A 25,303-nucleotide genomic window follows, 5' to 3' on the forward strand; every position below is an offset into this window, starting at 1 on the left:
TTTATCACCTCTAGGATTAAAAATCAAGGAAAAAGGGGATAGGAATATGGATAAAAAAATGATGACTATCGATTTGAACAGTCAAGTTATGTTAGATAAGGCTGCAAAAGATGGTGTAGAAACTATGTATGATAGAAAACTTTCTATGAAGGCTCAATGTGGATTTGGTCTTCAAGGAACTTGTTGTAGAATATGTGCAGCTGGACCTTGTAGAATAACTCCTAAAACTCCACTTGGATTATGTGGAGCTGATGAGCATGTAATAGTAGGTAGAAACTTCGCTAGAATGGTTGCAGCGGGGACTGCAGCTCACTCTGATCATGCAAGGGGCATAGCTCATACATTATCTTTATCTAATAGAGATGGAAACTATACTATAAAAGATGAAGTTAAATTAATTAATTTAGCTAAGGAATGGGGAGTAGAGACTGAGGATAGAGATATATATGACATAGCTCATGAAGTGGCAGATATAGCTTTAATGGAGTTTGGTAAACCACATGGAGTATTAAACTTCTTAAGTCGTGCTCCAAAGCAAAGACAAGAAATATGGAAAAGATACGCAATAGAACCAAGAGCTATAGATAGAGAAATAGCTACAATAATGCACTCAACTCATATGGGATGTACAGCTGATATAGATAGTTTAATAAACTTATCAATGAGAACTTCATTAGCAGATGGATGGGGTGGATCAATGATAGGAACTATATTCAGTGATATACTATTCGGAACACCAACAGTTAGACAATCAGAAGCAAATCTAGGAGTATTAGAAGATAATAAAGTAAATATAATATTACATGGACATGAGCCATCGTTATCAGAGATGATAGTTTTAGCATCTGAAGATCCAGAATTAGTAGCGCTAGCTAAAGAAATGGGAGCAGATGGGATAAACTTAGCTGGTATGTGTTGTACTGGTAATGAGGTTACAATGAGACATGGTGTAAGAACTGCAGGAGACTTCCACCAACAAGAATTAGCTATCGTAACAGGTGCTGTAGAAGCAATGATAGTTGACGTTCAATGTATATTCCCTGCATTAGCAAAAGTCGCAGAATGTTATCACACTAAATTCATAACAACATCTCCAAAGGCAAAAATAGCAGGATCAACTTATATAGAATTCACAGAAGAAACAGCTCTTGACGATGCCAAGAGAATAGTAAGAGAAGCTATATTAAACTTCAAAAATAGAGATAAAGAAAAAGTTGAAATACCACAGTTAAAATCTTCAACAACTGTAGGATTCAGTGAACAAGCAATAATAGGTCAATTAGATAGAGTTGTAAACTCTCAAATAGATCAAGCAGGAACTGTTAAACCATTAGTAGACTGCTTAAAATCAGGAGTATTAAGAGGGGTAGTTGGTGTTGTTGGATGTAACAATGCAAGAAGTACTTCAAATAAAGCTCATGTTACTATAATGAAAGAATTAATTAAAAACGATATACTTGTAGTTACTACAGGTTGTGGTGCTTCAGCTGCTGGTAAATTTGGACTATTAACTAAAGAAGCTAGAAGTATGGCTAGTAAGGGACTTGCAACAGTTTGTGAGTTAGTTGATATACCTCCAGTAATACACTTAGGTTCTTGTGTTGACTGTAGCCGTATATTATCTGTAGTGTCAGAAGTTGCTAAGTTCTTAGATATGGATATGTGTGATATTCCAGTAGCAGGTGTTGCTCCAGAATGGATGTCAGAAAAAGCTGTTGCTATAGGTACTTATGTTGTAGCATCAGGAATAGATACATACTTAGGAATTATGCCTCCAGTTGCTGGTTCTGATAAAACTGTTGAGATATTGACTCAAACATTACAAGATTCAGTGGGAGCTACATTCAAGGTAAATGAAAATCCTGAAGAATTAGCTCAAATGATAATACAAGATATAGAAAAGAAACGTGTTCATTTTGAAAAGTTAGTAGAAGAAAAAATGAATGAAGAAGCTACTGTTGAAGCTTAATAATGCAAAATAAGTAATAATTATTTATTAGTCTAAAAACGATAAGTGGATATACGTATAACAAATATCTACTTATCGTTTAATATAAATAAAAGATTAAAAATAATTAAATTTAAATAAATATAGATATATAAAGGGATTGACCAGATTTAAATAAAGAAAAATAGAAATAAACATTAAAAAATAAAGTAACTAATGACAAAAGGTGGTATAATATGAAAATAGCAATAACAGGTAAGGGCGGAGTAGGTAAAACAACTTTTTCTTCAATGCTATCTAGAATGTTTGCAGAAGATGGATATAGAGTACTAGCAGTTGATGCTGATCCAGATGCAAACTTAGCTTTAGCACTAGGATTTCCAAAAGAAGTCTATGAGTCAATAGTTCCAATCTCAGAAATGAAAAAACTTGTTTCAGATAGAACTGCTGCATCAGTAGGATCATTTGGAAAAATGTTTAAAATGAATCCTAAGGTGGATGACATACCAGAAAATTTATGTAAAGAACATAATGGAGTAAGACTGCTTACATTAGGGACAGTGGATTCTGGTGGTAGTGGATGTGTTTGTCCAGAACATGTACTACTAAAAAGACTATGTTCACATTTAATCTTACAAAATAAAGATGTAGTTGTTATGGATATGGAGGCAGGTATTGAACATTTAGGAAGAGGAACAGCTGAAAGTGTAGATGCATTTATAGTAGTTGTTGAACCAGGAGAAAGAAGTCTTCAGACTTATAGAAAAGTAAAAAAGCTAGGACAAGATATAGGAGTTAAAAAAGTATTTGTCGTAGGAAATAAAATTAGAAATAAAGAAGACGAGGAATTCATAATCTCTAACCTAGAGGATGGGGAACCATTAGGATTTATATACTATAACCAAGATGTTATAGATGCAGATAGATCAAACAAATCTCCATATGACACAAGTGAAGAGACTAAAAATCAGATAAAAGCAATTAAAAACCATCTAGTTAAATTGCAAAATATATAACTGAAATGTCAAAAATCTAGCTTTTAAGTGTCATAATAATTATGTTAAACACTATATGTATTTAAAACTACTAACTTTGTGGTATACATACATAGTGAAATATAAAATTATTAAATTTGTAGGAGGAGATTGAGTAATGGGATTTAAATCAGATATAGAAATAGCTCAAGAAGCTAAGCCACAAGATATAAGAGAGATAGCTAAAAAATTAAATTTATCAGAAGATGATATAGAACTATATGGTAAATACAAAGCTAAAGTAGATTACAACTTATTAAAAAGAGATAATGGTGGAAAAAAAGCTAAGTTAATATTAACTACAGCTATAAACCCAACTCCAGCAGGAGAAGGAAAAACTACTACAACTATAGGTGTAGCTGATGGATTAGCTAAATTAGGAGAAAATGTATTAGTTGCATTAAGAGAACCTTCTTTAGGACCTGTATTTGGTGTTAAAGGTGGAGCAGCTGGTGGAGGATACGCACAAGTTGTTCCTATGGAAGATATAAACTTACACTTTACAGGAGATTTCCATGCAATAGGAGCTGCAAATAACTTATTAGCTGCTATGCTTGACAATCATATTCACCAAGGAAATGAATTAGGAATAGACTCTAGAAGTATAACTTGGAGAAGATGTGTTGATATGAACGATAGACAACTAAGAAATGTTGTTGATGGTTTAGGATCAAGAGGTGATGGTGTAGCTAGAGAAGATGGATTTGATATAACAGTTGCTTCAGAAGTAATGGCTGCTTTCTGTTTAGCAAGTGATATAGTTGATTTAAAAGCTAGATTAGGAAGAATAATAGTTGGATACAACTTTAATGGAGAACCTGTAACTGCTGAGCAATTAAAGGCTAATGGAGCCATGGCTGCATTATTAAAAGATGCACTAAAGCCAAACTTAGTTCAAACATTAGAAGGAACGCCTGCATTTGTACATGGTGGGCCATTTGCTAACATAGCTCATGGTTGTAACTCTGTTATAGCTACAAGAATGGCTATGCATTTTGCTGATTATGTAGTAACAGAGGGAGGATTTGGTGCTGACCTAGGTGCTGAAAAATTCTTAGATATAAAATGTAGAATGGCTAACTTAAAGCCAGATGCTGTTATAATAGTTGCTACAGTAAGAGCATTAAAATATAACGGTGGAGTGCCAAAAGACCAATTAAATAATGAAAACTTAGAAGCCTTAGAAAGAGGAATTCCAAACTTATTAAAACATGTTGAAAATATAACTCAAGTGTTTAAATTACCAGCAGTAGTTGCTATAAATGAATTCCCAACTGATACAGAAGCAGAAGTTAACTTAGTAAGAGCTAAATGCCAAGAACTAGGTGTTAACGTTGCATTATCTCAAGTATGGGCAAAAGGTGGAGAAGGTGGAATTGAGTTAGCTAAAGAAGTTATAAGATTAACTAGTGAGCCAAATGAATTTGAGTTCTGCTATGAAGATGACTTATCAATAGCAGAAAAAATAAATGCTATAGCTACTAAGATATATGGAGCTGATGGTGTAGACTTTACTCCACAGGCTCAAAAAGAATTAGAAAAGTTAGAGAAAATAGGATGCGGAAAAATGCCAATATGTATGGCTAAAACTCAATATTCTTTAACTGATGATCAAACTAAATTAGGAAGACCAACAGGATTTAGAATAACAGTTAGACAATTAACAGTATCAGCAGGTGCTGGATTTATAGTTGCTTTAACTGGACAGATAATGAAGATGCCAGGACTTCCAAAAGTTCCAGCAGCTGAAAGAATAGATGTTGATGAAAATGGAGTAATCTCAGGATTATTCTAATAAAGAAGAATGAAACAGTAGAGTATGACTATAGTCATACCCTACTGATTACATACAAAAACCTTAGATGATTCAAGGGGGAAGAAAATGAAAATATCAGAAAAAACTTGTATTGAATTTGTAGAAGTTTTAGCTTCTAAATCAGCAGTACCTGGAGGAGGAGGAGCAGCTAGTCTAGTTGGAGCTATAGGAATGGCTTTAGGTAGCATGGTTTGTAACTTAACAATAGGTAAGAAAAAATATGCTGAATATGAAGAAAGCATAAAAGAAATATTAGCTAAAGCAGGAGATATAGAAAAAAAATTATTAAGCATGATAGATGAAGATGCAGAAAACTTCTTACCTCTTTCAAAAGCTTATGGTCTTCCTACATCAACTGAGGAAGAAAAGAAGATAAAAGAAGAAACAATGGAGAAAGCTTTAAAGGTAGCTTGTGAAGTTCCAATAAATATAGTAAGAGTATGTTTTGATGCAATAAAATTACATGAAGATTTAGTAGATAAAGGTTCAAGACTTGCAATAAGTGATGTAGGTGTTGGAGTACAATGTTTAAGAGCTGCTATACTTAGTGGTCAATTAAATGTAGTAATAAATATAAATTCAATAAAAGACGAAGAATATGTAGCTAAAGTTAAAAATGAAGTTGATACTTTAGTTGAAGAAGGCGTAAAGATATGTGATGAAGTTTACGCTAAAGTTGAGAAAGCATTAGGCAAATAAATTATAGATTAGAAATAAAGTATTACATAAAGTATATAAATATAAATTAATAGGGGGAATTGGATCCATGGAAACAACTATAACAAAAGGACAAATAATAAAAGGAAAGCCAGTTGCTGACCAAATAAGTGAAAACTTAATAAAAGAAGTTAATGAACTAGTTAAAGAGGGTATAAATCCTAAGTTAGCTATATTAAGAGTTGGAGCGAATGGAAGTGACTTAGCTTACGAAAGAGGAGCATTAAAAAGATGTGAAAGCATAGGAATACAAACTCAAGTTGTTGAATTACCAGAAGATGTAACTCAAGAAGAATACATAAAAACATTAAAAGGGTTAAATGAAGACAGTAATGTTAATGGTATATTATGCTTTAGACCTCTTCCAAAGCAATTAGATGAAGAAGCTATAAAGTATATAATATCTCCAGAAAAAGATGTAGATAGTTTCAGCCCAATAAACTCTGCAAAAGTTATGGAAGGAGATAAAACTGGATTCCCTCCATGCACACCAACTGCAGTAGTTGAAATATTAAAGCACTATGGTGTTGAATTAAGCGGATCTAAAGTAGCTGTATTAGGTAGATCAATGGTTGTTGGAAAGCCTGCTGCAATGCTTTTATTAAATGAAAATGCAACAGTTACTATATGCCATTCAAGAACTAAAGATTTAGCTAAAGTAACTTCTGAAGCTGATGTATTAGTTGCTGCTGTTGGTAGAGCAAGAATGGTTAAAGAAGATTTTGTTAAAGAAGGAGCAGTTGTTATAGATGTTGGTATAAACGTAGATGAAGAAGGAAACTTATGCGGAGATGTTGATACTAACGCAGTACTTGATAAAGTATCTATGATAACTCCAGTTCCAGCAGGAGTAGGTTCTGTAACTACATCTATACTTGCTAAGCATGTAGTTAAAGCTTGTAAGTTACAAAACAACAAATAAGATAAGTTTTTAGGGGGAATAGAGATGATAGTTTCTGAAAATAAATCAATGCAAGAAATTTTAGGATTCTTAAAGAAAGCTCAAAAAGTTGTTATAGTTGGATGTAATGAATGTGCAGCTACTTGTAAAAGTGGTGGAGAAGAAGAAGTTTTAAAAATGAAAGAAGCTTTAGAAGGCGAAGGAAAAACTGTTTTAGGATACACTTTACTAGAACCTGCATGTAATCTTTTAAAATCTAAAAAGGATTTAAAAGTATTAAAAGAAGAATTAAAAGAAGCTGATGCTGTTTTATCTATGGCTTGTGGAGATGGAACTCAAACTATAGTTAAAAATATAAAGAAATTACCAGTATATCCAGCAAACAACACTATGTTTATCGGGGAAACAAAGAGAGTTGGAGAATTCGAAGAGTCTTGCAAGGCTTGTGGAGAATGTGAACTTGGATGGACTGGAGGAATATGTCCAGTAACTGTATGTGCTAAGGGATTAATAAATGGTGCATGTGGTGGAGCTAAAAATGGAAAATGTGAAGTTAGCCCAGAAAATGATTGTGCTTGGATAATGATATATGAAAAGTTAAAGGAATTAGATCAATTAGAAAATATGGTTGAGATGAGACCAATGAAGGATTATTCAAAGCAAAACAATCCAAGACACTTAAACTTAAAGAAAAAAGAAGAAGAAGCTTCAGCTGAGGCTTAGATCGTTTAAAAGGTTAAAAGGGGGATTTTTTCATGAGTTTATTAAGAGAAACGTTAGAAAGTGGGAAGTTTGCAGTAACAACTGAAATGGCACCACCAAAAGGTACAGATCTTTCTCACTTAATAGAGTGTGCAAAACCATTAGTAGGAAGAGTTCACGCTGCAAACGTAACAGACTTCCAATCTGCAGTTATGAGAACTACTTCACTTGCTACATGTAAATTATTAAAAGATGTAGGATTAGAGCCAGTATTACAAATGACTGGTAGAGATAGAAATAGAATAGCAATACAAGGAGAAATGTTATCTGCTGGTGTATTTGGAATAAACAATATGTTAGCTTTAACAGGAGACCATACAGTAGTTGGAGATCACCCACAAGCTAAAGGCGTATTTGATTTAGATGCTGTTGGTATACTTCAAACTGCTGAAACTTTAATGAAGGGTACTGACTTAGTTGGTAACGCATTAAAAGGATCACCAGAATTTTTCTTAGGAGCTTCTGTTACTCCAGAGTATGCTCCAATAGAAGTACAATTATTAAAAATGCAAAAGAAAATAAATGCTGGAGCTAAGTTCTTCCAAACTCAAGCTGTATATGATATAGAACATATGAGAGAGTTTAGAAAGTTAACTAAAGATATGGATTGTAAGGTATTAGCTGGTATAGTACCTTTAAAATCTCCAGGAATGGCTAAGTTTATGACAGCTAATGTTCCTGGTATATTTGTTCCAGATGATCAAATAGAAAGATTAAGAGCTGCAGGAAAAGAGAACTGGGTATCAGAAGGTATAAAGATGGCTGGAGAATTTATAAGACAATTAAAAGAAGAAGACTTATGTGATGGTGTTCACATAATGGCTATAGGAGCAGAAGAAAATGTTCCAGCTATATTAGATGCTGCAGGATTATAATATATAGATAAATAAATATGTTGCTTAAGTTTTCTAACTTAAGCAACATAGTATAAATAGATTTTATTAACGGATATAAATGGGGGAAAACACATGAAAATAGCAGTTATAGGTGGTGGGCCAGGCGGATACGTTGCTGCAATAAAAGCAGCTATGCTTGGTGCTGAAGTTACGGTAATAGAGAAAAAGAGAGTTGGAGGAACTTGCTTAAATGTAGGGTGTATACCAACTAAAGCATTATTAGCATCTTCTTCTATGTTAATGAATATAAAAGAAGCTAAAGATTATGGAATAAATATAGATGGTGAAATCAATGCAGATTTCAAAGCTATAATGGGAAGAAAAGATAAAATAGTAAATCAATTAATAGGTGGCATAGAATTTTTATTTGAAAAAAGAGGAGTTAACTTAGTTAATGGATTTGGAAAATTAGTAGATAAAAATACTATAGAAGTTACTAAGGAAGATGGAAGCTCTGAAATAGTTAAGGCTGATAAAATAATATTAGCTAATGGTTCTGTTCCAGTAGTTTTACCAATGTTTCCGTATGATAAAAAGAGAGTTATAACTAGTGATGAAGTACTAGGACTTGAAGAATTACCAGAGTCTATGTTAATCGTTGGTGGTGGAGTTATAGGTTGTGAAATAGGTCAATTTTTAAGAGCTTTAGGAACTGAAGTAACTATAGTTCAAAGAGGAGATCAAATATTACCTTTTGAGGATAAAGATGTAGCAAAACAGTTGCAGAGACAGTTTAAAAAGGATAAAATTAAAGTGTTAACAGATAGTGGAGTAGAGAAATGTGAAGTTGTAGAAGATGGGGTTATATCTACACTTTCAAATGGAAAAGAGATAAAAACACAATATGTTTTAATGGCAATAGGTAGAAAACCAAATCTTGAAGGTTCTGGAATAGAGGAAATAGGTATAGAACTTAATAGAGGTAAGATTGTAGTAGATGAAAATTTACAAACTAACATAGAAGGCATATATGCAATAGGTGATTTAATAGATACACCATTCTTAGCACACGTTGCTTCTAAAGAGGGTATAGTAGCGGTAGAAAACGCTTTAGGTAAATCTAAAACTGTTGATTATACAGCGGTTCCAAGATGTGTATATACAGAGCCAGAACTAGCTGCTGTAGGGAAAACAGAAAGACAATTAGAAGAACAAGGTATAGAATATCATGTTGGTAAGTTTGAATTTAGAGGATTAGGTAAAGCTCAAGCTATGGGTCACTTCCAAGGATTTATAAAGGTTCTTGCAGATAAAGAAGACAAAATAGTTGGAGCATCTATAGTAGGTCCTCATGCCACAGACCTATTAACAGAATTATCTCTTGCAGTACACTTAGGATTAACAGTAGAGCAAGTAGGAGATGTTATACATGCACATCCAACATTATCAGAAGGGTTAATGGAAGCTCTTCATGATGTACATGGAGAATGTGTTCATGCAGCTCCTAAATTAGCAAAAGCATAAGATAAAAACAGAGTAAAGGGGAAAAGCTCTGTTTTGACAAATAAAGGGGGAAATCTTGGTATGGGATATAACATAGCAGTAGCAGGAAAAGGTGGAACTGGTAAGACTAGTCTTACAGGGCTTTTAATTAATAATTTAGTAAGTAATAAAAAAGGACCAGTATTAGTTGTAGATGCAGATGCTAATGCTAACATAAATGAAGTATTAGGTATAGATGTTGAAGATACAATAGGGTCTATAAGAGAAGAAGTAAATCAAAGGGAAAAACAAGGTAATGCTTTTCCAGGAGGAATGACTAAGGCTCAATATTTACAATATAGATTAAATACTTGTATGTCAGAAGGCGAAGGATATGACTTAATAGTAATGGGAAGATCTGAGGGTGAAGGTTGTTATTGTTATGTTAATGGGATATTAAGAGAGCAAACAGACAAACTAGCAGATTCTTACGAATATTTAGTTATAGATAACGAAGCTGGAATGGAACATTTAAGTAGAAAAACTACTAAGCACATAGACAAATTGCTATTAGTTAGTGATTGTTCTAGACGTAGTGTTCAAGCTGTTGCTAGAATAAGAGATTTAGCTAGGGAATTAAAGCTAAGTGTTTCAGATATATATTTAATTGTAAATAAAGTTCCAAATGGAATATTAAATGATGGGATAAAAGAGGAAATTGAAAAGCATAATCTAAGTCTTATAGGTGTAGTACCTATGGATGAAATGATATATGAATATGATTCTAATGGTATACCTTTAGTAGAATTACCAAAAGAATCAAAAGCTAAAGTTGCTATAAATGATATAGTAACTAAATTAGAATTAAAATAGGCTTAAGGGGGAGTAAACTATGGCATTCAAGATGTCTGTTCAAAAGTATTCTGGTAAAATATCAGAAGTAGAAATAGGGACAGGAGAAAAAGCGATAAAAATAGGTGGAGAGAATATTCTACCATTTTATAACTTCGATGGGAATGGTGGAAATACTCAAAAAATAGGAATAGAAATAACTGACATATATCCAGAAGGATGGAGCGATGCTTTTAAAGAAATGTATAAAGATGTTTGTGATTGTCCAGTTAAGTGGGCTAAGCATGTAGAAGAAAATACAAAAGCAGACTTTATATGCTTAAAGCTTGAAAGTGCAGATCCAAATGGATTAGATAAAACTCCAGAAGAGTGTGCTGAGGTAGCTAAAAAAGTTGTTGAGGCTGTTAGTGTACCAGTAATTATAGCTGGATGTGGAAACCATGAAAAGGATGCTAAGTTATTTGAAAAAGTAGCGCAAGCAGTAGATGGGCATAATTGTTTATTCTTATCAGCTACAGAAGACAACTACAAGGCAGTAGGGGCTGCGGCTAGTATGGCTTATAGTCATAAAGTGTCTGCTGAGTCTTCAGTTGATATAAACCTAGCTAAACAATTAAACGTATTATTAGGACAATTAGGCGTTAAATCTGAAAATATAGTTATGAACATAGGTTCATCAGCTGTAGGATATGGATATGAGTATGTTGCATCAACTATGGACAGAATCAGACTTGCTGCATTTGGTCAAAATGATAAAACATTACAAATGCCAATAATAACTCCAGTTTCAAAAGAAACTTGGAATGTTAAAGAATCTATAGCAAGTGTTGAAGATGAACCAGCTTGGGGATGTGTAGAAAAAAGAGGTATAGCAATGGAAATATCAACTGCTGCAAGTGCATTAGTTGGTGGATCAAATGCAGTTATACTTCGTCATCCAGAGTCAGTAGAAACTATAAAAGAATTAGTTAGCGCATTAGCTTAATAAATTGTAAGGTTAGGGGGAAAAAATCATGGCATTAAAAGCTTTAGATATATTCAAATTAACACCAAAGAAAAACTGTAAGGACTGTGGATTTCCAACTTGTATGGCTTTCTGTATGAAAGTTGCATCAGGAGCAGTAGAGGTAGAAAAGTGTCCACATATGTCTGATGAGGCATTAGCAAAATTATCAGAAGCAACTGCACCATTAATGAGAGGTGTAAAAGTTGGAGCTGGAAATTCTGAATATGAATTAGGAGCAGAAACTGTATTATTTAGACATGAAAAAACATTAGTAAATAGAAATAGATTTGCAGTAGCATTCTGTGAATGTATGACTGATGAGCAAGTAGATGCAAAACTTGCTAACATGAAAGCTGTTGACTACGTAAGAATAGGTGAAGAAATGAGAGTTGAAATGGCTCTAATAGAATACTTTGAAAATAAAGAAGGATTCTTAAGGGTAGTTAACAGAGTTAAAGATAGCGGATTAGATTTAGCTTACATATTAGTATGTGAAGATGCTGAAGTTGCTAAAGAAGCTGTTGAAATATTAAAAGATAAAAAACCAGTAGTATACGGAGCTACTAAAGACAACTATCAAGCTATGATAGATGTAGTTAAAGGAGATAAGTTAGCTTTAGGTGTTAAAGCATCTAGTTTAGAGGAATTGTACTCTACAGTAGAAGCTATACAAGCTGCAGGATATAGAGAATTAATATTAGATGTAACAGGAGAAAATATAAAAGATACATTTACAAATGCTGTTCAAGTTAGAAGAATAGCATTAAAAGAACAAGACAGAACATTCGGATACCCATCAATAGTATTTGCAAATAAATTAGCTAAAGAAAATCCTAATATGGAAGTTGCTTTATCATCTGTATTCACAGTTAAATACGGTTCTATAATCGTAATAGATGATATAGACTATTCTAAAGCATTACCATTATTTGCTCTAAGACAAAACATATTCACTGACCCACAAAAACCAATGAGAGTTGAAACAAAAGTTTATCCAATAAATAATCCAGATAAGAATTCTCCAGTAATAGTTACTGTTGACTTCGCTTTAACTTATTTCATAGTATCGGGAGATGTAGAAAGATCTAAAGTTCCTGTACATTTAGCTATCCCAGATGCTGGAGGGTACTCAGTATTAACAGCTTGGTCTGCTGGTAAGTTTAGTGGAAGTTCTATAGCTAACTTCATAAAAGAATCTAATGTAGCAGAAATTACTGATAATAGAGATTTAATAATACCAGGTAAGGTTGCAGTTCTTAAGGGAGATATAGAAGAGGCATTACCAGGATGGAATGTAGTTATAGGACCTGAAGAATCTATGGAATTACCAAAGTTCTTAAAAGAATACAAAGCTAAGAAAGATGAAGCTTTAGCTAACGCGTAATATTAAAATCAATAACATATGCTAGTCAATGAACTACATATACTCAAATAGAGGTATATAGTGAATTGGCTAGTATAAAATTTAACGAAAAAGACTTTTAGAGTCTAATTAAGGGGGATAATTACTATGGAAAAGTTCATGATAATAGGGGAAAGAATACACTGTATATCACCAGTAATAAGAAAAGCATTAGAAGAAAGAAATCCAGAGCCAATACTTAAAAGAGCTAAAGAGCAATTAGAAGCAGGAGCTCACTATATAGATTTTAATATAGGGCCAGCTGAAAGAGATGGAGAAGAGTTAATGACTTGGGGAGTTCAATTACTTCAAAAAGAATTTAACAATGTTCCATTAGCATTAGATACTGCTAATAGAAAAGCTATAGAAGCAGGTCTTAAAGTTTACAATCCTATAAATGGTAAAGCTATAATAAACTCTGCAGACGCAGGTGGAAGAATAGATTTAATAGACTTAGCAGGAGAATACCAAGCTAAAGTAATAGCTTTATGTGCTAAAGAAGGTATACCAAAGGATAATGATGAGCGTATGGCTTACTGTCAAGAAATGTTAGAAAGAGGTTTAATGGCTGGATTAGAGCCAGAAGACATGTTATTTGACCCATTATGCTTAGTTATAAAAGGTATGCAAGATCAACAAATGGACGTTTTAGAATCTATAAGAATGATGACTGAAATGGGATTATTAACTACAGGTGGATTATCTAACGTATCTAATGGTTGTCCAAAGCATGTTAGACCAATACTTGATAGTACTTGGCTTGCAATGGCAATGGCAAATGGATTTAGTTCAGCTATAGTAAACCCATGTGACGAAGAAATAATGAGAACAGTAAAATCTTGTGACATAATAAGAAATGCCTCTTTATATGCTGACTCATATTTAGAGCTTAATGAAGGTGGATTTGCATTTAATGCATAATAAAGAAAAGAGATAAGAAGCTTAAAAAGGGGGAAAATAGAGTGAATTTATATAATACTATTTTTAATGGTTCAGAACAAGCTTTGGCTGCTGCTAAAGGCGCTGTAAGCGAAGCAATAGAAAAACATGGAAGAGAACATAACGTAGCATTTCCTGATACTGCATATTCATTACCTTGTATATACGCAGCAACAGGACAAAAAATGAATACGTTAGGTGATTTAGAAGGTGCTTTAACTATAGTAGAAGGTTTAGTAAATAGAACTCATTTATTAGAGCATGCACTTAATGCTGGTTTAGCTACAGCTTTATCTGCTGAAGTTATAGAAGCTGTAAAATATGCTACAATAGATGCACCATATAGTGAACCTTGTGCGGGTCATATAACTGACCCTATAATAAGATCATTAGGTGTACCTCTAGTTACAGGAGATATACCAGGGGTTGCTGTTGTACTTGGAGAATGCCCAGATGCAGAAACTGCAGCTGAGATTATAAAAAATTACCAATCTAAAGGATTACTTACTTTCTTAGTAGGAAAAGTAATAGATCAAGCTATAGAAGCTGATGTTAAGATGGGTCTAGAACTAAGAGTTATCCCTCTAGGATATGATGTAACTTCTGTTATCCATGTTGTATCTGTAGCAGTAAGAGCAGCATTGATATTTGGAGGATTAAATCCAGGAGATTTAGCAGGATTATTAGATTATACTGCTAAGAGAGTTCCAGCATTTGTTAATGCATTTGGACCATTAAGTGAATTAGTTGTATCTTGTGGAGCTGGAGCAATAGCTTTAGGATTCCCAGTTATAACTGATCAAACAGTATTAGAAGTTCCAATGAATTTATTAACTCAAAAAGATTATGATAAGTTTGTAGCTACTTCATTAGAAGCTAGAGGAATAAAGATAAAGGTAACTGAAATACCTATACCAGTATCTTTTGCTGCTGCATTTGAAGGTGAAAGAATAAGAAAAAATGACATGTTTGCTGAATTTGGTGGAAATAAAACTGAAGCTTGGGAACTTGTTGTTAAAAAAGAATTAAGTGAAGTTGAAGACCATAAAATAGAGGTTATAGGTCCAAATATAGATGAAATAGAGTCTGACGGTGTTGTAAGATTACCACTTGCTGTTATAGTTAAAATAGCTGGTAAAGCAATGCAAGAAGATTTCGAACCAGTTTTAGAAAGACGTTTACACTACTTCTTAAACTATATAGAAGGTGTAATGCATGTTGGTCAAAGAGATATGTCTTGGGTAAGAATATCTAAAGATGCTTTTGAAAAAGGATTCAGATTAGAGCATATAGGAGAAGTTTTATATGCTAAGATGCTAGATGAATTTGAATCAGTTGTTGATAAATGCGAAGTAACTATAGTAACTGATGCACAAAAAGTATCAGAAATGAAGGGTGAAGCTATAGATAGATATAATTCTAGAGATGAAAGATTAGCTTCATTAGTTGATGAAAGCGTTGAGGAATTCTATTCTTGTAACCTTTGTCAATCATTTGCACCTGCACACGTTTGTGTTGTTACTCCTGAAAGACTTGGATTATGTGGAGCAGTTAGCTGGTTAGATGCTAAAGCTACTAAAGAACTAGATCCAACAGGACCATGCCAACCAATAGTTAAGGGTGAATGCTTAGATGAAAGAACAGGAATATGGCAAGCAGTTAATGAAACAGTATGTGAAATATCTCAAGGTGCTGTTGAAAATGTTACATTATATTCTATATTAGAAGATCCAATGACTTCTTGCGGATGCTTCGAGTGTATATGCGGTATAATGCCAGAAGCAAATGGATTTGTTATAGTTAATAGAGAGTTCTCTGGTGAAACTCCTGTTGGTATGACATTTGGAGAATTAGCTTCTATGACAGGTGGAGGAGTTCAAACTCCAGGATTCATGGGTCACGGAAGACACTTTATATCTTCTAAGAAGTTTGCTTATGCTGAGGGTGGACCAACTAGAATAGTTTGGATGCCAAAAGAGTTAAAAGAATATGTAGCAGATAAGTTAAATGCTAGTGTTCAAGAATTAACAGGTATAGAAAACTTTACAGATATGATATGTGATGAAACTATAGCTAGTGATTCTGAAGGAGTATTAGCATTCTTAGAGGAAAAAGGTCATCCAGCTTTAGCAATGGAATGTGTAATGTAATCAACTAATAAGGGGGATAATCAAATGAAAGTTATACCAAGTTTAAGATATTCAGATAAACATACATGGGTTAGAGTGGAAGGAGAATTTGCTTATATAGGAATAACTGATTTCGCTCAAGATCAATTAGGAGAAATATTATTTGTTGAAATGCCAGAACTTGAAGATGAATTAACTCAAGGTGAAGAATTTGGTGTTGTTGAATCTTCAAAAGTAGCATCTGACTTAATAGCTCCTATATCTGGTGAAGTTGTTGAAATAAATGAAAAATTAGATGATGAGCCAGAGTATGTAAATGAAGATGCATATGATGCATGGATAGTAAAAGTTAAAATATCTGATGCAGATGAATTAGAAAACTTATTAACTGCTGAGAAATACGAAGCTATAGCTGAGTAGTTATAAATAAGGAGTACAGAAGATTTAGTAAATCTAAAACATCTGTACTCCTTTGATTTTATACAAAATAAATGTAGTAAATTTTATTAAATTTAAGGCATAGGTTTTTAAATTGATAGTACTATAATTTTACACACAAAAGATACTTATAATATTATGAATTTGAGTACTTATAAGTTGGATTAGGGTAAAATTATACTATATAACATATTGGGGGATAGGTATATGATTAGAGTAAATTTTAAGTCGCACAATAAAGAAGTTATATGCAGTAAAGGAGAAAATTTATTAGAAATAGCAAGAAATAATAAAATATTTATAGATGCTCCATGTAACGGAAACGTGTCTTGTGGGAAATGTAAGGTTAAGCTATTAAAAGGAAAAGTAGATACAGAAAAAACACTACATATAAAAGATGAAGAATGGGAACAAGGATATATACTCGCATGTAATACTAAAGTAATAGAAGATATAGAAATAGAAGTTCCATCAAAATTATCTTCATCTATGCATGGTATGAAAATAGAAGGTAGCGATAAGAAAAAAGACCAGGAAATATTTGATAGAGCAAAAAAAATAATAGAAGATAATAATTTTGATTTTAAAACTAATATAGAAAAAACATATATAGAATTAGATAAACCAACTATAGATGATAATATATGTGATATTGATAGAATAGAGAGATATGTTAGAAATAATTTAGGATATGATGAAATAGATTATACAGTAGAGTTACTTAGAAAAGTTCCAGAGGTTATAAGAGAAAGTGATTTTAATGTAACTATAACTTATGTTAAGAAGAAGAATAAAATAACTATATTAAATATAGAACCAGGGAACAATGAAAATCAATTATATGGAGTAGCCATAGATATAGGAACTACATCAGTCGTAGTATGTTTAGTAGATTTATATTCAAAAGAGATTGTAGATAAGGCATCATCAGGTAATGCACAAATAAAGTATGGTGCAGATGTTATACATAGAATTATATACTCAACAAAGAAAAATGGACTTAAGCATTTAAGAGATGCTGTTATAGACGAAACTATAAACCCATTATTAGAATCTATCTATATTAAAAATAATATAGATAAAGATAATGTAGTAAGCCTTGTAATAGCAGGAAATACAACTATGTCTAGTTTATTTTTAGGAGTTCACACAGATTATTTAAGACAAGAACCATTTATACCTCCATTTTTAAAATCACCAAAATTAATAGGCAAGGATATAGGCTTAAATGTAAATGACAGTGCTTATATATTCTTAGCACCATCAGTAGCTAGTTATGTAGGAGGAGATATTACAGCAGGGGTATTATCAGCTGGAATATGGACAAGTGAAGAAAATATATTATTTATAGATTTAGGAACTAATGGAGAAATTGTATTTGGAAATAAAGATTATATGATGAGCTGTGCTTGTTCTGCAGGTCCTGCATTTGAAGGTGGAGGTATAAGTTGTGGAATGAGAGCATCAAATGGTGCTATAGAAAAAGTTAGTATAGATAAAGAAACTTTATATCCAAAGTTATCTATTATTGGAGATGATAAACCTATTGGTATATGTGGTTCAGGAATAATAGATTTAATATGCCAAATGTTACTTAGTGGGGTAGTAGATAGAAGAGGTAAGATAAATAAAGATTTAAACAATGACAGAATAAGATTTAATGAACATGAAATAGGGGAATACGTATTAGCATTTAAAGAAGAGTATGGTATTGAAAATGATATAACAGTAACAGAAGTGGATATAGATAATTTTATAAGAGCTAAGGGTGCAATATATTCTGGAGCTGCAACACTAATAGAAAGCTTAGGGATGGACTTTAGTGCTATAGATAAGGTATATATAGCTGGTGGAATAGGAAATAATTTAAATATAGAAAATTCTATTTTAATAGGATTACTTCCAGATATAGAAAGAGAAAAATTTGCATATATAGGAAATAGTTCGTTAGTTGGTTCTTATCTTGCTCTTGTAAGCAAAGAGGCTAAAATGAAGCTACAAGACATAGGTAATGAAATGACTTATGTAGAATTAAGCGTATATCCAACATATATGGATGAGTTTATATCTGCATGTTTCTTACCACATACTAATATAGAACAGTTCCCGACAGTGAAAGAATTATTAGAAAATAAAATGAAAATATAAATATATAATTAAATAAAATTAATTGCGTTATATAGTACAAGGTGATATACTCAAAGTATATAATATATAGTGATTTGAAATCATGAAGGTTTCTTTATAGTATTGAAATATTAGATACTAAAAGAAGCCTTTTTTTGAAGAAAATCAAAAACGTTTTCAAAAGGGTAATTATAACGCAGATAGTAATAAGTTAATATTAAGTTAAAACATGGAGGGGTTATTATGTGTGAATCAGCAGCTTATGTACAAAAAGGAGATAAATTAGAAAGAATAATGGAAAATGTAGTAAGTGTAGATCCATTTGAAGGGAAAGTATACTTAACTGATTTATTAGGAGAACAGAAAATAGTAGATGGAAGTATAAAAGAAATAAGGCTAATGGAACATAAAATAATAATAGCAGAGTAAAAAAATAAACATAAGAAAAACAGGGGAAGATAGTATGATAATAGCAGTTATAGATGGAATGGGTGGAGGTATAGGGGCCCAGATAGTAACAAATCTTAGAGAAGAATTGCCTTCATACATAGACATATATGCATTAGGTACCAATTCAATAGCAACGAGCTCTATGATGAAATCTCATGCAAATAGGGGAGCTACAGGAGAAAATGCAATAGTAACTTCTGTAAAGAAGGCAAACATAATAGTAGCACCAGTATCTGTTTCAATGCCAAATTCTATGATGGGTGAAGTAACTTGTAAAATAAGTGAAGCTATAGTAGATAGTGAAGCACTGAAGATATTTTTACCTATATTGCCTGAAAATATAGAGGTAGTAGGAGTAGAAAATAAGCCATTAGCGCTGTTAATAAAGGATAGTATAGATTTAATAAAGAAAGAGTTTAATATAAAAAAATAAGGGGGAGTATATATGTTAACTAATGATAGAATAAAATTGCATCATGCAGATGATCACGATCATCCACATGGACATTGTCATGATCATTCACATCCACATACACATGGTTCAGATGGAGAAAGTAAAGATGAAAAAACTTTAAAAATATTACTACTTCATTGGGTAAATCATAATGAAAGTCATGAGGAAGGATTTAGAGAGTGGGTAGATAAGGCTAGAGCTATAGGAAAAGAAGAAACAGCTAATAGTATAGAAAAAGCTATAGAATATATGCAAAAAGCTAATGAGATGCTTGTAGAAGCTAAAAAGCATATGTAATTAAATATAATAGATATATAGCATACTTAAAATAATTAAATTTAAAAGTATGCTATATACTTGATATGACAATAAAGTTTATATTATGTTTTTATAGTAAATTTTTTATACATCTATAATGTATATTTTAGTTTAAATTATGTAATCTATGTCCGTTGATAATTTTAAATAAATATTATTTGGCATACTGTAAAAAAATCATAAAAATTAAAGAAAACGTATTGACTAAAATTATATAAAAATATATAATAAATATGTAAATAAATACGTAATAAATATGGAGAAGTACTCAAGTGGCTCAAGAGGAACCCCTGCTAAGGGTTTAGGCTGGGTAACCGGTGCGAGGGTTCGAATCCCTCCTTCTCCGCCAGTAAAGACTATCGATTTTTTAAGCGATAGTCTTTTTTCCTTTTCAGTGAATATAATATAAATGAAAGGAGTAATTTTATGATAAGTACTAATAAGGAAAGAGCTTATAATATCTTAAAGAGAAGTCAAAATTCTAAGTATAGGTTAATAAGAGATTCTTTACTTGTAGGGATAGCTGTAGGTCTAATAATTGTTGTATACAGAATACTGGGTTCAAAACTAATGGAATTATTCAAAGGCCTATACTCTAAGGGTAGAGAAGATATACTATTTATACCAGTTATATTTATAATATTAGTAGTTTTAGGATATATTGTAGCTCAACAGGTAAAAAGAGAGCCGATGATATCGGGAAGTGGAATACCTCAAGTTGAGGGGATTCTTACCAGAAGAATTAAGATTAACTGGTTTAGGGTTTTAGTAAATAAATTTATAGGAGGCTTACTTTGTTTAGGAGTAGGTTTTTCGGTAGGTAGAGAAGGTCCATCAGTGCAAATGGGTGCATGTGTAGGAGAAGGTATATCTAAAGGATTAGATAAATTAGACAATGAGGAAAAGTACTTTGTAACATGTGGAGCTAGTGCAGGTTTATCTGCAGCTTTTAATGCACCTTTAGCAGGAGTTATGTTTGCATTAGAAGAAGCGCATAAAAACTTTTCTCCATTAGTTTTAGCATCAGCAATGACAGCATCTATAACAGCGGATTTTGTGTCAAAGCAATTTTTTGGATTAATGCCATCATTACATACCGCAAAATTAAATGCAATGCCTTTAAGATATTACTGGGTTTTAATAATATTAGGAATTGTAGTAGGAGTAAGCGGTGTATTATTTAATAGTGGTATATTAAAAACTCAAACTATATTTAAAAATAGTAAATTAAGTAAAGAAGTAAAGATAATGATTCCTTTCATCTTAACAGGAATTATTGGGCTTATGTCACCGGTTTTATTAGGTGGAGGTCATGAACTTATTATGACATTGCAAGAACAGAACTTTACATTAAATTTACTAATGATATTGCTTGTAGCTAAATTCATATTTACATTTATATGTTTTGGATCAGGAGCCCCAGGAGGGATATTCTTCCCATTATTAGCATTAGGTTCAATAGTAGGTAATATAGTAGGAATTATAAGTGCTATGTATATGGGAATACCATCAACTTATATAATTAATTTTGTAGTTCTAGCAATGGCAGGTCACTTTGCAGCAATAGTAAAGGCACCTATAACAGCAATTATATTAATATTAGAAATGACAGGATCCCTTGATCATTTGTTACCACTTTCAATAGTTGTAATAATAGCTCAGTTGACATCAGACTTACTTAATTCTCATCCTATATATGAAAGTCTTTTAGAAAGGCTGCTTGAAGGCGGGGAATATGAATGTGAGACTAGTGTAAATAAAAAAACATTATTTGAAACAGTAGTTCATATCAATAGTGATTTAGATGGAAAATGTATAAAAGATATAATTTGGCCTAAAAATTGTTTAATAGTAGGGATAACTAGAGGAGATACAGAGATAATTCCTAAAGGTTCAACGAAGATAATGGCAGGCGATTATTTAACCATAATGGCAAATCAATGTGAATGCTCAAATGTATTAGATGATGTAGTCAACTTAGCACAAAATTAAAATTGTATGATATGCTATAGTTAAAATTATAAATTATTGTAATAACTAAGATATAATAAAAAAAGAACTAAAATCTTATAAAGATTTTAGTTCTTTTTTTATTATATACTCACATAGGTTATAAATATTTGAATCTAAAAAATTATCGTTAACCTTTAAAGGAATTATTTTATTTAATTGATAAAATAAAACTATATTATTATCTTTATCTATACCTTTATTTAAGTTTATACTAAGTAAAATATGCTTATCATCAGATAATATAGAATAATTATCACTATAAATATTTATAGGTACTTTGTTACCATCAAATATATTATATTTAAGTATCAATTTAGAATTACTTATTTTAAAGGATAATGGTATAAGTTTTAAGAATAAACCTTTATTATCAATTACAATAGGTTTTAGTTTCTCCTCTAATAAATCTTTTATTTTATAAAGGTAGCCTAAATAGTATATATCCTCATAGTTGTGTAGCAATATTTTGTTTTTTAAATCATTAGACTTAGAAGACACAAATTCTTTGTATAGTTTTACGCTTTCTTTTCCTGAAATAGTGTCTTCTCTAGATATACCAATGTATTTTTCTATAGTTTTTAGTTTACAATCAGAAAGAGATAGTAGATCTTTAAATGGCCTTACAATATTTAAAATATCAATATCATCATTTTTATTTAACTCAAAATTAATATTATATTTATTAAAACGAGAATTTAAAAATGGGATATCAAAGGCTAATCCATTAAATGTTATATGAGTATCAAAGGCATTGATATCATTTATAAATGCTAACAATAAATCTTTTTCATCATCTTCAGTTTGAGCAAAATATTGTTTAATTATGGTTTTATTATTTTTATTAAATAAAACTCCAATAAGTATAACTTTACAAAACTTAGGGCTAAGACCTGTAGTTTCTATATCAAATACGAAGGAATTAGAAGGAATATTTATAAAATTATCTAATGTCTTAGTTATGATTTCCATAAAATTTCTCCTTTTTGAAATTATATATTATAATATAGTTTAGCTATATAACCAATATAAAAAGGTTATATTCATATTATAAATTAATGAAAGAATACTTCAAGGTGGTAAGTTATGATAAGTATAGATAAATTAAATGAAAATCAAAAGGTTGCAGTAGAACATGTAGATGGACCTTGTATGGTATTAGCAGGTCCAGGATCAGGTAAAACAAGGGTTATAACCTATAGGATAGCAAATATGGTAGTAAATAAAGGCATAAGCCCTCGTAGTATACTTGCTATAAGTTTTACAAAAGCATCCTCAGTAGAAATGAAAAATAGAGCGTTAAGTTTAAGCAATGACCATAGAATGAATAAGGTTACATATGGAACATTCCATTCTGTATTTTTTAGAATACTTAGGTACTTTGAGAAATATAACTTAGACAATATATTTGATGAAAAATCAAAGAGGCTATTATTAAAAGGCATATTAAAAAGCTTAAATATAGAAAATGCAGATGATGATGAAACTATAGGACAGGTAATAAATGAAATATCCTATGTTAAAAATGAATTGATGGATATTAGAGACTTTACATCAGAGATATTAACTAGTGATGAATTTTTAAAAACTTATAATCTATATGAAGAGCACAAAAACCAACATAATAAAATAGACTTTGATGATATGTTAATAAAGACATACCATTTATTAAATCATAATAAATCGGCACTAGATATGGTTCGTGGAATATATAGATATATATTAGTAGATGAGTTCCAGGATATAAACAAGGTCCAGTTTGAAGTACTAAAACTAATAGCTAATCCTAACAATAATATATTTGTAGTTGGAGACGAAGATCAAAGTATATATGGATTTAGAGGTGCTAGACCAGACTTTTTATTGGAGTTTGAGGAATATTTTAAAGGAACTAAAAAAGTTTTATTAGATATAAATTATAGGTCAAAGGATGAAATAATAAATATAGCTAATAGATTAATAGAAAAAAATGAGAATAGATATGAAAAAGTTATAAAATGTCATCAAGGAGGAGGTGGAAATGTTAAGTATATCTCTCCTAATGATTCAGAAGAAGAGGCAGTGTTTATAGCTAAAGATATATTAGAAGAAATGAAAAAAGATTATGTTGAGTATACAGACTTTGCTGTAATATATAGAACTAATATACAATCAAGAGCACTAGTAGATGTATTTATGGATATGAGAATACCTTTTATAGTGAAAGATTCAATAATTACTATATATGATCATTGGGCAGCTCAAGATATATTAGCTTATTTAAGAATAGGCATAAATCCAGATTCAAATAAAGATTGGGTTAGGATAATAAATAAACCATTTAGGTATATATCAAAAGAGCATGTAAATATGGTTAAGGATGAAAAAAACTTTATAAATGCTTTAATAAATAAATGTAACCTTCATCCAAAACAAGTAAAGACTATAAATGATTTAGATATAGATTTAGGTTATTTAAAAACATTAAATCCTAAAAATGCAATTTCTTATATAAGAACAAGTTTAGATTATGATAGATATATACTAGATTATTGCACAAATAGAAAAATAAAGACAAATGGGTTAATAGAAATATTAAATGAACTAGAAAGTTCTGCTACAAATTTCAATACAATACAAGAATACTTAGACCATATAGAAAGAGTAAAGTCAGAGTTGGTAGAAAATAAAAATAATCAAAATTCTGATGGAGTAATATTTACTACTATGCATAGTGCTAAAGGATTGGAGTTTAAAAATGTATATATAATAGGAGCTACAGAAGGAACTATTCCTCATGAAAAGTCTTACGATATAAATGATGAAGATAAAAAAAATAATCAAATTGAGGAAGAAAGAAGACTTATGTATGTGGCTATAACAAGAGCTGAAGAGAATATATATATAAGCTCTCCATCTAATAAGTATGGAAAGAAAGTATCTAAATCTAGATTTATAGATGATATTAAAGGAGCAACTAAAAAAGAAATAGAAAATTTAACAATAGGAGATAAGATTTATCATAAAAGATTCAAAGAAGGTACAATAGTACAAAAAAATAATAATTTAGTTAAAGTTAAGTTTAGTGATGGAGAAAGAACTTTAGACTATAAAGTGTGTTCAATAAAAAACGTAATTTATAAAATATAGGTTTAGTTAAATATAAAACAAGATAACTTAAACATCTTATCAATAAGTAAAATTACTTGAGGGAAGGAAAGTGACTAAAAATATATATTAGGTGAGAGTATGAGTAAGAAAGTATCAAGAAAATTAGCATATGGTCTAACATTATTTATTCAGATAGCATTAGTAGTATCTGTTTTTATAATAGAGTATTTAACTGACAAAAATGCTGGAATTATACAATATATGCAACATAATAAGTTTGTATTTGAACATGGAATTTTAAATACAAATAACTTACAAATGATAAAAATAATATCAATAATACTATTTATAATATTTGGAATGATATTTATGAATTGTATTAAGAATAAAAAAAATGCATTTATTAGATATCAAATTATTATATCTATGGTAATGAGCATAATAGTTAGCATGGTTATAAGTAGTAATTACTTTATAGGTAAGTTAGCTTATCATTATTTCATAATAACATTTATTTTAGTATTAGCTATACAAATGTTGGTTGTAGGTATAACATTTTATATAGATAATAAGCAAAAATAGGACTTTATAA

Annotated in this window: 22 protein-coding genes and 1 tRNA gene; 22 read left to right on the forward strand and 1 reads right to left on the reverse strand. The window is 31.1% G+C overall.

Going from position 1 to position 25,303, the window contains the following annotated elements:
• The first annotated feature begins 46 nt into the window (after window positions 1–46).
• From cooS to I4U89_RS11885, 20 genes are all read left to right on the forward strand, one after another.
• The gene (cooS, locus tag I4U89_RS11790; RefSeq protein WP_195940563.1) at window positions 47–1,969 is read left to right on the forward strand and encodes an anaerobic carbon-monoxide dehydrogenase catalytic subunit; all 1,923 of its coding nucleotides are present in this window, start codon (window positions 47–49) and stop codon (window positions 1,967–1,969) included.
• A gap of 215 nt (window positions 1,970–2,184) precedes the next feature.
• Window positions 2,185–2,964: an ATP-binding protein gene (locus I4U89_RS11795; protein WP_195940564.1), complete on the forward strand. Its 780-nt coding sequence runs from the start codon at window positions 2,185–2,187 to the stop codon at window positions 2,962–2,964.
• Between the two features lie 136 nt (window positions 2,965–3,100).
• The gene (locus I4U89_RS11800) at window positions 3,101–4,777 is read left to right on the forward strand and encodes a formate--tetrahydrofolate ligase (protein WP_195940565.1); all 1,677 of its coding nucleotides are present in this window, start codon (window positions 3,101–3,103) and stop codon (window positions 4,775–4,777) included.
• Window positions 4,778–4,864: 87 nt separating this feature from the next.
• A complete protein-coding gene (locus I4U89_RS11805; protein WP_195940566.1) occupies window positions 4,865–5,497 on the forward strand; it encodes a cyclodeaminase/cyclohydrolase family protein in 633 nt (210 codons plus the stop codon).
• A 67-nt stretch (window positions 5,498–5,564) separates the two neighbouring features.
• Entirely contained in the window at window positions 5,565–6,437 is an 873-nt protein-coding gene (locus I4U89_RS11810; protein ID WP_195940567.1) for a bifunctional 5,10-methylenetetrahydrofolate dehydrogenase/5,10-methenyltetrahydrofolate cyclohydrolase, read from the forward strand.
• Between the two features lie 24 nt (window positions 6,438–6,461).
• A complete protein-coding gene (locus I4U89_RS11815) occupies window positions 6,462–7,139 on the forward strand; it encodes a methylenetetrahydrofolate reductase C-terminal domain-containing protein (protein ID WP_195940568.1) in 678 nt (225 codons plus the stop codon).
• A 32-nt stretch (window positions 7,140–7,171) separates the two neighbouring features.
• A complete protein-coding gene (locus tag I4U89_RS11820) occupies window positions 7,172–8,053 on the forward strand; it encodes a methylenetetrahydrofolate reductase (RefSeq protein ID WP_195940569.1) in 882 nt (293 codons plus the stop codon).
• A 93-nt stretch (window positions 8,054–8,146) separates the two neighbouring features.
• Window positions 8,147–9,538, forward strand: a complete 1,392-nt coding sequence (gene lpdA / locus I4U89_RS11825) for a dihydrolipoyl dehydrogenase (RefSeq protein ID WP_195940570.1) — start codon at window positions 8,147–8,149, stop codon at window positions 9,536–9,538.
• Window positions 9,539–9,598: 60 nt separating this feature from the next.
• Complete coding sequence (locus I4U89_RS11830; protein ID WP_092923588.1) at window positions 9,599–10,369, forward strand: ATP-binding protein; 771 nt, start codon at window positions 9,599–9,601, stop codon at window positions 10,367–10,369.
• Between the two features lie 19 nt (window positions 10,370–10,388).
• Window positions 10,389–11,333, forward strand: a complete 945-nt coding sequence (gene acsD / locus I4U89_RS11835) for an acetyl-CoA decarbonylase/synthase complex subunit delta (RefSeq protein ID WP_092923591.1) — start codon at window positions 10,389–10,391, stop codon at window positions 11,331–11,333.
• A gap of 28 nt (window positions 11,334–11,361) precedes the next feature.
• On the forward strand, window positions 11,362–12,738 hold the full coding sequence (gene acsC, locus I4U89_RS11840; RefSeq protein WP_166506007.1) for an acetyl-CoA decarbonylase/synthase complex subunit gamma: 1,377 nt from the start codon (window positions 11,362–11,364) through the stop codon (window positions 12,736–12,738).
• A gap of 126 nt (window positions 12,739–12,864) precedes the next feature.
• Window positions 12,865–13,677, forward strand: coding sequence for a carbon monoxide dehydrogenase/acetyl-CoA synthase methytransferase subunit (gene acsE, locus I4U89_RS11845; RefSeq protein ID WP_166506006.1), 813 nt, complete (start codon window positions 12,865–12,867; stop codon window positions 13,675–13,677).
• Between the two features lie 41 nt (window positions 13,678–13,718).
• Window positions 13,719–15,845, forward strand: a complete 2,127-nt coding sequence (gene acsB / locus I4U89_RS11850) for an acetyl-CoA decarbonylase/synthase complex subunit alpha/beta (RefSeq protein ID WP_166506005.1) — start codon at window positions 13,719–13,721, stop codon at window positions 15,843–15,845.
• 24 nt (window positions 15,846–15,869) lie between these two features.
• On the forward strand, window positions 15,870–16,244 hold the full coding sequence (gene gcvH, locus I4U89_RS11855) for a glycine cleavage system protein GcvH (protein WP_092923603.1): 375 nt from the start codon (window positions 15,870–15,872) through the stop codon (window positions 16,242–16,244).
• 225 nt (window positions 16,245–16,469) lie between these two features.
• Window positions 16,470–18,410: a corrinoid activation/regeneration protein AcsV gene (gene acsV / locus I4U89_RS11860; protein ID WP_195940571.1), complete on the forward strand. Its 1,941-nt coding sequence runs from the start codon at window positions 16,470–16,472 to the stop codon at window positions 18,408–18,410.
• 222 nt (window positions 18,411–18,632) lie between these two features.
• Window positions 18,633–18,818, forward strand: a complete 186-nt coding sequence (locus I4U89_RS11865) for a CooT family nickel-binding protein (protein WP_195940572.1) — start codon at window positions 18,633–18,635, stop codon at window positions 18,816–18,818.
• A gap of 34 nt (window positions 18,819–18,852) precedes the next feature.
• Window positions 18,853–19,272, forward strand: a complete 420-nt coding sequence (locus I4U89_RS11870; RefSeq protein WP_195940573.1) for a DUF3842 family protein — start codon at window positions 18,853–18,855, stop codon at window positions 19,270–19,272.
• Between the two features lie 12 nt (window positions 19,273–19,284).
• Window positions 19,285–19,590: a zinc transporter gene (locus I4U89_RS11875; RefSeq protein WP_195940574.1), complete on the forward strand. Its 306-nt coding sequence runs from the start codon at window positions 19,285–19,287 to the stop codon at window positions 19,588–19,590.
• A 279-nt stretch (window positions 19,591–19,869) separates the two neighbouring features.
• Window positions 19,870–19,960: transfer RNA gene (locus I4U89_RS11880), tRNA-Ser, on the forward strand.
• 77 nt (window positions 19,961–20,037) lie between these two features.
• Window positions 20,038–21,603, forward strand: a complete 1,566-nt coding sequence (locus I4U89_RS11885; RefSeq protein ID WP_195940575.1) for a ClC family H(+)/Cl(-) exchange transporter — start codon at window positions 20,038–20,040, stop codon at window positions 21,601–21,603.
• Between the two features lie 75 nt (window positions 21,604–21,678).
• On the opposite strand, the gene I4U89_RS11890 is transcribed toward I4U89_RS11885, so the two are convergent.
• Window positions 21,679–22,593 (reverse strand): ribonuclease H-like domain-containing protein, encoded by a 915-nt coding sequence (locus I4U89_RS11890; protein WP_195940576.1) that lies wholly within the window; start codon window positions 22,591–22,593, stop codon window positions 21,679–21,681.
• A 114-nt stretch (window positions 22,594–22,707) separates the two neighbouring features.
• Here I4U89_RS11890 and I4U89_RS11895 point away from each other — a divergent pair, with 114 nt between their 5' ends.
• Together I4U89_RS11895 and I4U89_RS11900 are read left to right on the forward strand one after the other, a co-directional pair.
• Window positions 22,708–24,750 carry an ATP-dependent helicase gene (locus I4U89_RS11895; RefSeq protein WP_195940577.1) on the forward strand — a complete coding sequence of 681 codons (2,043 nt, stop codon included), beginning with the start codon at window positions 22,708–22,710 and terminating at the stop codon, window positions 24,748–24,750.
• A 99-nt stretch (window positions 24,751–24,849) separates the two neighbouring features.
• Window positions 24,850–25,293 carry a hypothetical protein gene (locus tag I4U89_RS11900; protein ID WP_195940578.1) on the forward strand — a complete coding sequence of 148 codons (444 nt, stop codon included), beginning with the start codon at window positions 24,850–24,852 and terminating at the stop codon, window positions 25,291–25,293.
• Window positions 25,294–25,303: the final 10 nt, after the last annotated feature.

The sequence above is a fragment of the Romboutsia sp. 1001713B170131_170501_G6 genome (genome assembly GCF_015668195.1).
GTDB lineage: Bacteria > Bacillota > Clostridia > Peptostreptococcales > Peptostreptococcaceae > Romboutsia_C.